The following is a 12754-nucleotide window of genomic DNA, read 5'->3' on the forward strand; positions in this document are numbered from 1 at the left end:
CTTAACCCCGGATATGAAGGACGCAGATCAGGGTAAACAGGCGACGCGCGGTGTTTTCATCAATCGTCACCTTTTCCGACAGCAGTTCACGAAGCTGTTCCGATCCTTCGTTATGCAGGCCGCGGCGCGCCATATCGATGGTTTCGATCTGGGATGCCGTCGCCTTTTTGATCGCATCATAATAGCTTTCGCAGATCATGAAGTAATCCTTCACGATCCGGCGGAACGGCGTTAACGGCACGACAATGGTGGTCAGGTTTTCGGTATCGTCATCGCCGCGCACATCCATATAGATGCGGTTGTCCTCGATGCGCATGTGAACCGAATACGGACCTTCGAAGCCGCCTTTCGGTTCGAAATGGTTGTCTTCCAGAAGGTCATAGATGGCCACCGCCTGCTCATGCTCGACCTCGGGGCGGCGACGCACCTTGTATTTCTCGTCGAGATAGATACCGGCAATGCATTGGTTGTCTGCAATTTCTGCCATCTTAGTCTCCCTGCGATCCCTCGGCGCTGCACTGCAACAGCTTACATGCGGTTGGACCGGATCGCCACAGAAAGTCCGTGTGCCTGCAAACCTTCGCTTTCGGCCAGTGCAATCGCCGCCGGGCCGATTTTGGCCAGACTTTCAGGCGTGCATTTGATCAATGACGACCGCTTGATGAAATCAAGCACACCCAGACCCGACGAGAAACGCGCCGAACGGGCGGTTGGCAGAACATGGTTTGGTCCGGCAACATAATCGCCAATCGCCTCGGGCGTGTAACGGCCAAGGAAAATGGCACCGGCATGATGAATGTCTTCGGCAAGTGCGTCCGGGTCATCGACAGCCAGTTCAAGATGTTCCGGTGCAATCCGGTCAACCAAGGCCGGAGCCTGCGTCAGATTTTCGACCAATACAATTGCACCAAAGTCGCGCCAGCTTGCCCCGGCGATTTCGGCACGCGGCAGTTTTTCAAGATGCGCATCAATGGCTTCCTGCACGCGATCGGCAAAATCCGCATCATCGGTAATCAGGATCGACTGTGCGACCGGATCATGTTCGGCCTGCGACAGCAGATCAGCCGCGACCCAGCTTGGATCATTGCTGCCATCGGCAACCACAAGGATTTCCGACGGGCCGGCAATCATGTCAATCCCGACCTGCCCGAAAACGCGGCGCTTTGCGGCGGCGACAAAGGCATTGCCCGGACCAACGATCTTGTCGACCGGTTTGATGGTTTCCGTGCCATAGGCAAGGGCGGCAATCGCCTGCGCCCCGCCGATACGGTAAATTTCATCAACACCGGCAATCCGGGCCGCGGCCAGAACCAGCGGGTTCATTTTATTGTCCGGGGTCGGCACGACCATCACCAGACGTTCGACACCGGCAACCTTGGCCGGGATGGCATTCATCAGCACGGATGACGGATAGGATGCCAGCCCGCCGGGCACATAAAGACCGGCCGCCGATACCGGACGCCAGCGCCAGCCGAGTTCGACCCCGGTTGCATCGGTATAACGTTCATCAGACGGCATTTGCCGATCATGGTAGGAACGAATGCGTTCAGCGGCCAGTTCAAGCGATTTCAGAAGATCCGCATCGATTGCGGCGACGGCGGCATCGACTTCTTCCCGGGTCACAACCATGCCAGCGGCATCAATATTCAGGCGGTCAAACTTGTTGGTGTAATCACACACTGCGATATCGCCGCGTTTGCGGACATCGGCAATGATATTGGCAACCGCAACATCCACATCGGCATCCGATTCCCGCTTCATGCCAAGCAGTTTGACAAAACCGTCTTCGAAATCGGCATCCGTGATCGAGAGTTTAATCGGCATTGCGCACCTCGGAGAAACGGTCGATCCAGGGCTGAACATCGGTCGGACGGGTTTTAAGTGCGGCCCGGTTGACGATCAGGCGCGAGGTGACATCGGCAATATGTTCGATTTCGCGAAGCCCGTTGGCCTTTAGCGTGTTGCCGGTCGACACAAGGTCAACGATACGACGGCACAGGCCAAGGGTTGGTGCCAGTTCCATCGCCCCGTTCAGCTTGATGCATTCGGCCTGCACACCGCGGGCGGCAAAATGATTGCGGGTGACATTCGGGTATTTGGTCGCGACACGAACATGCGACCAGCGCGACGGATCATCGCCATCGATCATTTCTTCGGGTTCGGCCACGGCAAGGCGGCAATGGCCGATATCGAGATCAAGCGGTGCATAAATTTCGGAATAATCGAATTCCATCAGGACATCATTGCCGCAGACCCCGATATGGGCCGCCCCAAAGGCAACGAAGGTGGCGACGTCGAAGCTGCGCACACGGATGATATCGATATGCGGATGATTGGTGGCGAAACGCAGGGCCCGGGATTTCGGATCGTCAAAGGCGGCTTCCGGTTCGATACCGGCCGCGCGCACCAGCGGCATTACCTCGTCTAGAATGCGCCCCTTTGGCAGGGCCAGCACCAGCTTTTCGTCACTCATCAATCAGTCGCCTTACGCGTTTGTCTGTCGTCCCGGCCATCTGGCAGGTGGTTACCGCAATTATAATTATGCAGGAACACGGACACGTTCGATCTGCGCCCCGCAGGCGCCAAGTTTTTCTTCCAGCCGTTCATAACCGCGGTCCAGATGATAGACACGGTTAATAATCGTCTCGCCCTCGGCTGCCAAGCCTGCAAGTACCATGGATACCGATGCGCGAAGATCGGTCGCCATGACTTCGGCACCCGACAGCTTGGCACTGCCGCGTACGATGGCGGATCGGCCATGCACGTTGACATCAGCGCCCATGCGGCTCAGTTCCGGAACATGCATGAAACGGTTTTCAAAAATCGTTTCGGTGATCATGGATGCGCCATTGGCCACCGCCATCAGCGCCATGAATTGCGCCTGCATATCGGTCGGGAAGCCCGGATAGGGTTCGGTCATGACATCAACGCCCTTAAGGGCGGCGCGATTGCCGCGCACGATCATGCCATCCCCGGTTTCCTCGATCTCGACGCCTGCCTTGCGCATGGATACGATCAGGCTTTCGATCAGTTCGGCCCTGGTGCCGACCAGCTCGATCTCGCCACCCGTAATAGCGGCGGCAATCGCATAGGTCCCGGTTTCGATACGATCGGGCACCACGGAATATTCCGCCCCATGCAGGCGCGGCTTGCCGGTGACTTTGAGCGTGTCGGTGCCGATACCTTCGATCTCGGCGCCCATCGCGACAAGGCAATGGGCCAGATCGGTGACTTCGGGTTCGCGCGCGGCATTGGCGATTGTCACCACACCATCGGCAAGGGATGCCGCCATCAGGGCGTTTTCGGTCGCGCCAACGGATACCTGCGGGAACAGGACATGCCCGCCCTTAAGCCCTTCGGGGGCGCGGGCTTCGATATAGCCCTCGGTCAGGTGGATTTCAGCCCCCATGGCTTCAAGCGCCTTCAGATGCAGGTCAACCGGACGGTTGCCAATCGCACAGCCACCGGGCAGCGATACACGCGCCACACCGCAACGTGCGACCAGCGGCCCCAGCACCAGAACCGATGCCCGCATTTTGCGGACCAGATCATAGGGTGCGGTTGTCGATGCGATTTCCTTGGCGGTCATTTCCAGAACGCGACCGGTATGCCCGCCATTGGGCGCATGGCCGTTCAGATGCAACGCGACACCATGCTGCGCCAGCAGATTGGCCATCGATGTGATATCGGCCAGATGCGGCAGGTTGGAAAGGGTCAGCGTTTCATCGGTCAGAAGGGCTGCTGCCATCAACGGAAGGGCCGCGTTCTTGGCACCGCCAATTGCAATTTTGCCCTGCAACCGGCGGCCGCCGGAAATCTTGATCTTGTCCATTCAATCCTCGTATGACCATGCCGGTTGCGGCATGGTGGTTACTCGTGTCTTTGGCGATGCCACCTTTATGGCATTGCCTTTATCACAGGCGCGGCAGCGTGACACCTTTTTGGCCCATATATTTTCCTGCGCGATCCGCATAGGAGGTATCGCATTCGCTTTCGGCTTTCAGGAAAATGAACTGGCAGGCCCCTTCATTGGCGTAAATGCGGGCCGGAAGCGGCGTGGTATTGGAAAATTCAAGGGTCACGTGCCCTTCCCATTCCGGTTCCAGCGGTGTGACATTGACGATGATGCCGCACCGGGCATAGGTCGATTTGCCAAGGCAGATCACCAGGGTGTCGCGCGGAATGCGAAAATATTCGACCGTGCGCGCCAGCGCGAAACTGTTGGGCGGGATCACGCAGACATCGGTCTGGCGATTTACGAACCCGTTATCAGAAAATTCCTTGGGATCGACAATGGCCGAGTCGACATTGGTGAAAATCTTGAATTCGTCGGCAACACGGGCGTCATAGCCATAGGAACTGACCCCATAGGAAATGACACCATCGCGCTTGAAACCGTCGACAAACGGTTCGATCATGCCTTTTTCCTGCGCCATCTGGCGTATCCAGTGATCCGGTCTTACCGACATATCGCCACCCCTGTTGTGCAAATTGGCATTGTGCCATTGGTTTTACCCGCGCGGGGCACACAAGATCAACCGGGCGATGCGGGCAACCGGGCCAAATTGGCATTTTTCTTGAACCGGGGCTGCGAAACCGGTGGGATGTGGACTAATCCTTGTCCGAACCGTCCGAAGTGCTGCCCTGTTCGTCGGCATCGGTATTTTGATCCACCGTCTTGCGCGAACGCTGCTGCTGCTTTCGGCGCGCCAGATTGGCACGCAGGGCTTCGGCCTCGCGCTTTTTGCGCTCTTCATTGGTCGCGGGATATTGCTTGCTTTGCTGTGCTGTCATCTTGCCAATACGTTTCTGGTTCCAAAGGTCCGGCTTTTATAGAATATTCCGAGGCAGAATGCAGCCTTGACCAACAAAATTGCACCATCCGCGCAAGATCAAAAATCTTCGCATAATTCGGGCTTGACCAATTGCCAGCCAGTGGCCTATAACCCGCCCGCACCGCAAGGGCTCGATGCTGCTGTAGCTCAGGGGTAGAGCACTCCCTTGGTAAGGGAGAGGCCGGGAGTTCAAATCTCCCCAGCAGCACCATTGCCCGACGATCAGCCTTTTCAAGGGCTGCTGTAGCTCAGGGGTAGAGCACTCCCTTGGTAAGGGAGAGGCCGGGAGTTCAAATCTCCCCAGCAGCACCATTCTCAGCCAAACATTCCTGCCAGGTTCGAGCGACGCGCACATTGACTGCGCGATGGCGCTTTTTGCCGTCCAAGATGCAATTTCTGCCTATTCCTTTGATGCGGAAGACTATCTTTTGCATAGCAATTGATCCGATCCCCCTCTTCGAATGGCAACTTTTGCGTGTAAATCCCGGCATATTAATTGCTTGGATTGTTTCCTCAATTGCCATGGGGAATGCATCATGAACATCCTGACAAACACATATAGCGCCAGCTCGGCAAACGCGGCCTATGCGTCTTCGACGCAATCTTCAAACGGGTCGCATCCGACCTTTAGTGAGGAAATGTATTCCGATCCGGAAATGCGCCCTTATCTCGAACAATATTACGAGAAAGCCTATGCCCCGATGCGCGAACGCATCGCCGCCATGCGCGAGGACGGATATACGCCCAAAACCATCCAGACCGAAGACGGTGGTGTCGCACAGGAAATTTCGGCGGATCAATATGAAGCCATGATACCGGATTTCGACAAATGGCTTGAAGGTCAGAAAACCATCATTCCGGGGCTTCGTGACTCTGTCGACATTTTCCGCGAAAGTGCGCAAAGGCATGTTGATTATCTGGAAAAACATCATCCGGACAGTCAATCGGACGTCCGGGCCGTGTTTTCCAACGGTGATCAGATTCTGGGATACCTGTATGAAAACGGGGGAATGGTAACGCACGATAGAGGCAGCCATCTGCGGACATATAGCGATCAGGCAGACAAGCTGGGTTTGAGAGGCCAGGCGCGTGTTGATTACATCGCCGATGCCATATCGCGCGACTATTCCAGCATCGATGTTTCGCGCTATGACGACCAGAATGCGCCGACACGGCGTGAATTTTCAGAACGCTGGTATCCTGATCACGATGTAGACCAGGGATATCAAGCCAACCTGCAAGAGGCACGATCACAGCTTGCAGCGGCGGAAGAACGCTATCGCCAGCAGCAAAGCAACATCACCGAGATGCATAGCTATCTTCTTGGCCTGATGGAAAAGGAACAGCAGGCCTGAGCGGACCGAGTGCGTTATCCGTAAAAGGACCTGTACCATTCGACGAAACGACCGATGCCGGTTTCAATCGAGGTTTCCGGCTTGAAACCGACGGCATCGGTCAGGGCGTCAACATCGGCATAGGTCGCCGGAACATCGCCCGCCTGCATCGGCAGCATGTTTTTCTCGGCGGTCTTGCCAAGTGCCTTTTCGAGCGTTCCGATCATATGCATCAGTTCGACCGGGCTGTTGTTACCGATATTGAACACCCGATACGGGGCTGAACTGGTTGCCGGGTCCGGTTTGGCCGGGTTCCAGTCGAGATTTGGGGCCGCGATGGTTGAAATACAGCGGTAAACACCTTCGACGATGTCATCAATATAGGTGAAATCGCGGCGCATTTTACCTTCGTTGAAGACGTCAATCGGGCGGCCTTCCAGAATGGCTTTGGTAAACAGGAACAGCGCCATATCCGGACGCCCCCATGGGCCATACACCGTAAAGAAACGCAGGCCCGTGGTCGGCAAGCGGTAAAGATGGCTATAGGTATGAGCCATCAGTTCGTTGGCTTTTTTCGATGCGGCATAAAGACTGATCGGGTGATCGACATTGTGATGCACCGAAAACGGCATTTCGGTGTTCATGCCGTAAACCGAACTGCTTGAGGCATAGACCAGATGCTTCACACCGTTATGGCGGCAACCTTCAAGGATATTGGTAAAACCAACCAGGTTGGCATCAATATAGGCATGCGGGTTTTCAAGCGAATAGCGAACGCCAGCCTGAGCCGCGAGGTTAACGACATAGGTCGGCTTTTCGGTTGCGAACAGATCAGCAATGCCGTCGCGATCTTCGAGGTTCATGCGGACAAACCTGAAGCCGTTGCGCCCTTCAAGCCGTCCAAGACGCGCTTCTTTAAGCGACACGTCATAGTAATCGTTGACGTTATCCAGACCGACCACCGTACTGCCCTGATCCAGCAGTTTCTGGCAAAGATGCGATCCGATAAAACCGGCAGCCCCGGTTACCAGAACCTTTTCATTCGCGGGAATGACAAAGTCGGACATCACGATCAGTTTTCCTGTCTTGGAAGGTTGCTGCCATAGAATATCGGCGCAATAAAAGCACAGGCATTCCTGTAACAGGACAGGCTTTGCCGTGCAAGACAGCATGCTTCGGCTCAGACATCACAGGCGACCTCAGAGACACCGGACGAGACTCCCGGTAATTTTCCTGCTATCCTTAAGTATCGAGTTCGCATCACCATGGAAAACCGTTTCGATCCGATGATTACGACCGGTCAAGCCATAACCAACCCGGCCAGCGGCGGATTGGGCATCGTCCTGAATGTCAGGGAGATTGCACAAACCGCTGATGGCAGCGTTTTGGCCGAATATGACGCGATCGAAGTCAGGCGGGGCCAGGAAGCCGGTCTGTCAAATGGACCTTATGGCATTGGTGGCGAAGCGGCGGGTAGCGGAGTTCGCACACGCATCGTTGATCCCAGAACCCTGACCGAAGCCCAAGCCGTTGCGAATGGTGTGAGCCGAAGTGAATATCGCGAGGCCCTTGAAGCAAGTGATCAGCAGGCCGAAAGCAGCAATGCGGGATCAAAAAACCCTGCTGATCTGAATGCAGCCGAAAAAGCCGATATTGCACGATTGCAGGCGCGTGATTCTGCCGTGAAGCAGGAAGAGAAAGCTCATGCCGCAGCGGCCGGGCAATATGGCTCTGCCCCGCAATATGAATATCAGATCGGGCCGGACGGGAAGGCATACGCCATTGGCGGGCACGTTGATGTCTCGGTAAACATTTCGGGTAGCGCAGAAGACAAGGAACGCGCCTTGGCAACGCTTCAGAATGCAGCCCTTGCCCCGAATGCTCCATCAGGGGCTGACATGGCCGCCTTCCGGCAGGCAAGCCTGCATCGTGCAACAACCAGTAGCGATGAACAAAATCCGATCCCCGGCTATGGACAACCAAAAAACGACGCGAACGACATTTTTTCGATTTATGCCTGATCTCTAAAGCAAGAGACTTCAAAATTCAGCCGGTTTCACTATGCAACACGCGATAAACATTTTATCATTTCCTGACAAATACTATCCTCACGGATAGCATCACCCCCTGAAATCCATCCTGCAGTTTGACAGGACATCAGAATTATTTAATGCTGCGCTCGCGTCCGGGGGGACGCGAAATTTGGAAGATGACAACTTTGCGCGATTCCGTATCACTTGGGTTCGGAGCGCGATACCGGTACCGCCTTTTGCGGGAGACGGCTAAAAACGGGTACGGCACAATAACATGAACATCCTGCTAGCGGACGACCACGACCTCGTCAGAGACGGGATCACATCCTTTCTGAAAACGGCAGCCCCGGAAGTCGAAATTGCCCAGGCAAAGGATTTTGCCGAGGCACTTTCCATCGTTGATGGCGACACGCCGGTCGAACTGACGATCCTTGATCTCAACATGCCGGGCATGAACGGCCTTTCGGGGTTAACCGTGATGCGCCAGAAGCATCCGGAAATTCCGGTTGTCATCCTGTCGGGCTCGGTCAAACGCAGTGATGTGCTCAATGCACTTGAACATGGCGCGTCGGGTTATCTGCCCAAAACGCTGTCTGGCAAATCGCTGATCAATGCGCTTCGCCTGATCCTGTCGGGCGAGAAATACATTCCGTCAGCATTGCTCGAAGATGATGGCAGCAATAGCCGCCCGGGTGAGATTGATCTGGATGGTCTGGCACCGGACAATCCCCTGCGTCAGCTTACCAATCGTGAACGCGAAGTTCTCGCACTGCTGACCAAAGGTCTGTCGAACAAGGAAATCGCCAAGCAGCTTACTGTGCGCGAAATCACGGTCAAGGTTCACCTGACCGGTATTTTCAAAAAGCTCGGTGCAGCCAACCGCACGCAGGCCGTGAAAATTGCCATGCAGCTTGGCTGGGAAGCTTGATCTTCCGACATATCCTGAAGCTTCCAGAACCCGGCCAGTGGCCGGGTTTTGTTTTAACCGGCCACGACTTCGGAAATTTCGTCAAGCGTGGCCAGAAGCTCTTTCAGATCAAGCGGCTTTGACATCACCATCACCGGCGCGTCGTCCCCGTCCTCGACCGGGCGATCGGCGTCTCCGGGATGGCCGGTCATAACGATGACCGGCAAGGCAGGATTGCGTTCCCGAAGGGCACGAACCAGACTGTTTCCATCCATCTGTGGCATTCGGATATCGGTAATGAGAATATCGGGCTGGACCACACCGGCCAGTGCCAGGGCATCCTCGCCATCACTTGCCGCGGAAACCGAAAAGCCCTGTGCTTCCAGATAGGCCGCGATAATTTCCATCGCGTCAATTTCGTCATCGACAACCATGATGCGCAAATTGCGGGATCGGGTTTCAGGAAGCCTTTCCTGCTGTGGCAGCAACGGCGCATCATCAGGATCGTCAACGTCGTTGCCGGCATTTTCACCGATATGAACTGCCGGCAATACGATTTCGAAACAGGCGCCATCACCTTCGTTGCGAACATCAATATGTCCGCCCATTCCCTCGACAATGCCATAGCTGACCGAAAGCCCAAGCCCGGTTCCCTTGCCAACATCCTTGGTCGTGAAAAACGGGTGGAAAATAAGACCGATGGCGTCTTCCGGGACCCCGCCGCCATTATCATTTATCGCAATCCGCAGCACTTCCTGATCCGCATCCAGCATCGCGGTCAAACGAATCAACCCACCGATCCCACCGGCATCATCGCCATTTTCCGTGATCGCATCGCGGGCATTGGTCAGCATATTGACCAGAACCTGTTCCAGTTGCACCTGACGACCAAGGACCTGACAGTTTTCCGCAGCAGGAACAACATCGACGACAATCCCCGCCAGTCGGCAATCATGTTCCACCATGTCAACGGCACGGGTAACCGCGCGCATCGGATCGAAAAGCTCGAAATCATCTTCGTCCGGGCGACTGTAAATCTGCAAATGTCGAATAATTTCGGCCATGCGCCGGGTCTGACCGCTGATCAGGGACAATCGCTCTCGCTGGAACGAGGGTTGAACCTTTTCAAGTTCATATTGCAGCGCGCAGGTATCGGCCGCCATCCGGATAACGTTAAGCGGCTGGTTCATTTCATGTGCCACGGATGCGGCCATTTCACCAAGTGTCGCAAGCTTGGATGTCTGAACCAGTTGTCTTTCGATCTTGCGCTTTTCCGTCACATCCTCGGCAAGCATCAGCATCGCCGGAGCCCCTTCATGGGTGAAGGCAATGGCAGAAACCTCAAGCTCCACATTCTCCCCGTCGCCCCGACGGCACATGATAACAAAATCCGCCCGCCCGGTATAACCACCGGCATAGCGCGCAATATATTCCCCCATGATTTCGCGGCTATCGGGATGGACCATTTCCATAAAGCTGCGTCCAACCAGTTCCGAACTGTCGCTACCGTGCAGAATGGAAACACCCTGCTGATTGATATAGGCGATTTCTTCTCCGCTCAGCACGGAAATCAGTTCGGGCGCAAGCTCCACCAGCTTGCGATACCGTTCCTCGCTTTCCTTTAGCGCCTGTTCGGCACGTGAACGTTCAATCGCATAACGGATTGACCGCCGAATGGTTCGGCCGTCAGGGAATTCCTTGGTCAGGTAATCTTCTGCGCCGTGCTGAAGGGCTTCAAACGCCAGTTCTTCGTCCTTATGCCCGGTCAGAACAACGACCGGGGCACTGTTGGCACAACTTCGAATGCGGCGAATGGTTTCGACCCCCGATGAATCCGGCAAGGTCAGGTCGAGCAGAACAACATCAAACGCCCCGTCCGGCGACACATCATTCAGCAACGCCATGGCCGAGGCGAGGTCGGATCGATGTTCGATTTCGAACCGTTCACCGGTTTCCTCCAGCAATGTCTTCACAAGAAAGGCATCGCCGGGATTATCTTCGACCAGAAGGATACGAAACCGGTTTTCGGTCATAAGGCGCGGCCCATTCATTTCAGTACTTTGGCAAGCACCGCCAACACATCATCGTCAACGGCCGGGTTCAGTCGGATTCTGCATTTATTTGCGCCGACTAGCAATCCTGCACATCAATCAGCAACCGCCCCCTGACCTGCCCTTTGAGGATTTTTTCGCCCCAGGGCAGGATATCGCGAAGCCCCACCTTTGTCGTCACGGCATCGAGTTGCGCCATCGGCAACTCCTGCGCCAGACGTTTCCAGGCTGTGACGCGCTTTTCATACGGGCACATCACGGAATCAATGCCGATCAACCGGACCCCGCGCAGCAGAAACGGAATAACCGTTGCAGGCAAGTCCGACCCGCCTGCCAGCCCGCAGGCGGCAACGACACCATGATACTTCATTTCAGATAAAACATGGGCCAGTGTCGTGCTTCCGACACTGTCAATCGCGCCAAGCCAGCGTTCGCTCAGCAATGGTTTGCTGGCATCCGTTAACGCCGCGCGCTCAATAATCGACATTGCACCAAGTCCGCGCAGATAATCATGTGTGTCAACCCGGCCAGTCGACGCGGCAACGCGATAGCCAAGATTTGCCAAAATGCTGACCGCAACCGACCCGACACCACCAGCAGCCCCGGTAACAAGGACTTCACCATCCTGATTGGGGGACAGCCCCTGCTCTTCCAGTGCCATGACCGCCAGCATGGATGTAAAGCCTGCGGTACCGATGGCCATGGCGTGCGCACCATCAAGTCCATCTGGCATTGGCACCAGCCAATCCGCGTTAACGCGGGCATATTGGGCATATCCGCCCCAATGTGCTTCGCCGACCCGCCATCCGGTCAGGATGACCTGATCGCCGGGTGCATAACGCGGATCATCCGATGAAATCACTTCGCCGGCAAAATCAACGCCAGGCACATGCGGATATTGCCGGACAAGACGGCCAAGCCCATTCAGGATCATGCCGTCCTTGTAATTCAGGGTCGACCAGTCAACCCGGACAAGAACCTCGCCCTCGGGCAGGTCTTCAATCGCGATATCCTGAAAACCGGCCTGAACCGTTTTATCCTGCTGGGTTAAAACCAGCCCGCGGAACGCCTTTTTCATGGTTGCTTCCCCGTTTTTCGTTACGTGATCGGGAAAGAAGATTAAGGCTCGATGGCAAAGGCTGTCAAAGACGCAAAGGTAGTGCTTTGCTCTTAGCCGCCGGATGGATTTTTCAGGAAGGATTCATCGGGCCCTGTCAGCAGTCCGATACCAATCAGAACAACGATCAGAACCACCAGATAAAGCCATTTGCGCGAGGTTGCAGGATTATTGGCACTGTCGGGACTATCGGTTGCCATGCCTTCCTTTATGGATGGCGGCAGACTGCGATAGGACAACCAGCCGAGCAAGGGCACAATAACCAGATCGTCGATCCAGCCGACCCCGGCAATCACATCGGGCAAAAGATCAATCGGACTGACCAGATAGACAATCCCCATCACCAGCAAAATCTTGCTGCGTATCGGCACATCGGGCCGAAACAGGCTGCGTAAAAGATTGGGGATGATCGCCCAGACGGATGCCTTGGCCATGGGATACTCCGGAAAATGACCCGTTACGCAACCATTCTGACAG

The 12754-nt window shown here is 55.5% G+C and carries 13 protein-coding genes and 2 tRNA genes; 5 read left to right on the plus strand and 10 right to left on the minus strand.

The window, feature by feature from the left end; translation table 11 throughout:
* Position 1 precedes the first annotated feature (1 nt).
* From J7395_RS00710 to J7395_RS00735, 6 genes are all read right to left on the minus strand, one after another.
* Complete coding sequence (locus J7395_RS00710) at positions 2-478, minus strand: UPF0262 family protein (protein ID WP_170954197.1); 477 nt, start codon at positions 476-478, stop codon at positions 2-4.
* Between the two features lie 50 nt (positions 479-528).
* Entirely contained in the window at positions 529-1824 is a 1296-nt protein-coding gene (hisD, locus tag J7395_RS00715) for a histidinol dehydrogenase (RefSeq protein WP_085643878.1), read from the minus strand.
* On the minus strand, positions 1814-2473 hold the full coding sequence (gene hisG / locus J7395_RS00720) for an ATP phosphoribosyltransferase (protein WP_007092064.1): 660 nt from the start codon (positions 2471-2473) through the stop codon (positions 1814-1816). The genes hisD and hisG overlap by 11 nt, the downstream gene beginning before the upstream one ends.
* 66 nt (positions 2474-2539) lie before the next feature.
* A complete protein-coding gene (gene murA, locus J7395_RS00725) occupies positions 2540-3832 on the minus strand; it encodes a UDP-N-acetylglucosamine 1-carboxyvinyltransferase (protein WP_062958408.1) in 1293 nt (430 codons plus the stop codon).
* A gap of 82 nt (positions 3833-3914) precedes the next feature.
* Complete coding sequence (gene dcd, locus J7395_RS00730; protein ID WP_101245766.1) at positions 3915-4469, minus strand: dCTP deaminase; 555 nt, start codon at positions 4467-4469, stop codon at positions 3915-3917.
* A 142-nt stretch (positions 4470-4611) separates the two neighbouring features.
* Entirely contained in the window at positions 4612-4794 is a 183-nt protein-coding gene (locus tag J7395_RS00735; RefSeq protein WP_209220226.1) for a hypothetical protein, read from the minus strand.
* 177 nt (positions 4795-4971) lie between these two features.
* Here J7395_RS00735 and J7395_RS00740 point away from each other — a divergent pair.
* The 3 genes from J7395_RS00740 to J7395_RS00750 all read left to right on the plus strand — a co-directional run bounded on the left by J7395_RS00740 (position 4972) and on the right by J7395_RS00750 (position 6190).
* Positions 4972-5046 (plus strand) — tRNA-Thr (locus tag J7395_RS00740).
* Between the two features lie 26 nt (positions 5047-5072).
* Positions 5073-5147: transfer RNA gene (locus tag J7395_RS00745), tRNA-Thr, on the plus strand.
* A 224-nt stretch (positions 5148-5371) separates the two neighbouring features.
* A complete protein-coding gene (locus J7395_RS00750) occupies positions 5372-6190 on the plus strand; it encodes a hypothetical protein (protein ID WP_209220227.1) in 819 nt (272 codons plus the stop codon).
* 14 nt (positions 6191-6204) lie between these two features.
* On the opposite strand, the gene J7395_RS00755 is transcribed toward J7395_RS00750, so the two are convergent.
* Positions 6205-7236, minus strand: a complete 1032-nt coding sequence (locus J7395_RS00755; RefSeq protein ID WP_209220228.1) for an NAD-dependent epimerase — start codon at positions 7234-7236, stop codon at positions 6205-6207.
* Between the two features lie 198 nt (positions 7237-7434).
* Between J7395_RS00755 and J7395_RS00760 the strand changes: the two genes are divergently transcribed.
* Together J7395_RS00760 and J7395_RS00765 are read left to right on the plus strand one after the other, a co-directional pair.
* Positions 7435-8190 carry a putative metalloprotease CJM1_0395 family protein gene (locus tag J7395_RS00760; RefSeq protein WP_247741913.1) on the plus strand — a complete coding sequence of 252 codons (756 nt, stop codon included), beginning with the start codon at positions 7435-7437 and terminating at the stop codon, positions 8188-8190.
* A 286-nt stretch (positions 8191-8476) separates the two neighbouring features.
* Positions 8477-9130, plus strand: a complete 654-nt coding sequence (locus J7395_RS00765) for a response regulator transcription factor (RefSeq protein WP_062953309.1) — start codon at positions 8477-8479, stop codon at positions 9128-9130.
* A gap of 53 nt (positions 9131-9183) precedes the next feature.
* On the opposite strand, the gene J7395_RS00770 is transcribed toward J7395_RS00765, so the two are convergent.
* The 3 genes from J7395_RS00770 to J7395_RS00780 all read right to left on the minus strand — a co-directional run bounded on the left by J7395_RS00770 (position 9184) and on the right by J7395_RS00780 (position 12711).
* The gene (locus tag J7395_RS00770; protein ID WP_247741914.1) at positions 9184-11142 is read right to left on the minus strand and encodes a response regulator; all 1959 of its coding nucleotides are present in this window, start codon (positions 11140-11142) and stop codon (positions 9184-9186) included.
* 97 nt (positions 11143-11239) lie between these two features.
* Positions 11240-12238 (minus strand): MDR family oxidoreductase, encoded by a 999-nt coding sequence (locus J7395_RS00775; protein WP_209220229.1) that lies wholly within the window; start codon positions 12236-12238, stop codon positions 11240-11242.
* Between the two features lie 92 nt (positions 12239-12330).
* Positions 12331-12711 carry a DUF1232 domain-containing protein gene (locus J7395_RS00780; protein ID WP_209220230.1) on the minus strand — a complete coding sequence of 127 codons (381 nt, stop codon included), beginning with the start codon at positions 12709-12711 and terminating at the stop codon, positions 12331-12333.
* Between the last annotated feature and the right edge of the window lie 43 nt (positions 12712-12754).

Source organism: Thalassospira sp. A3_1 (assembly GCF_017744215.1).
In the GTDB taxonomy this organism is placed as follows: Bacteria; Pseudomonadota; Alphaproteobacteria; order Rhodospirillales; family Thalassospiraceae; genus Thalassospira; species Thalassospira lucentensis_A.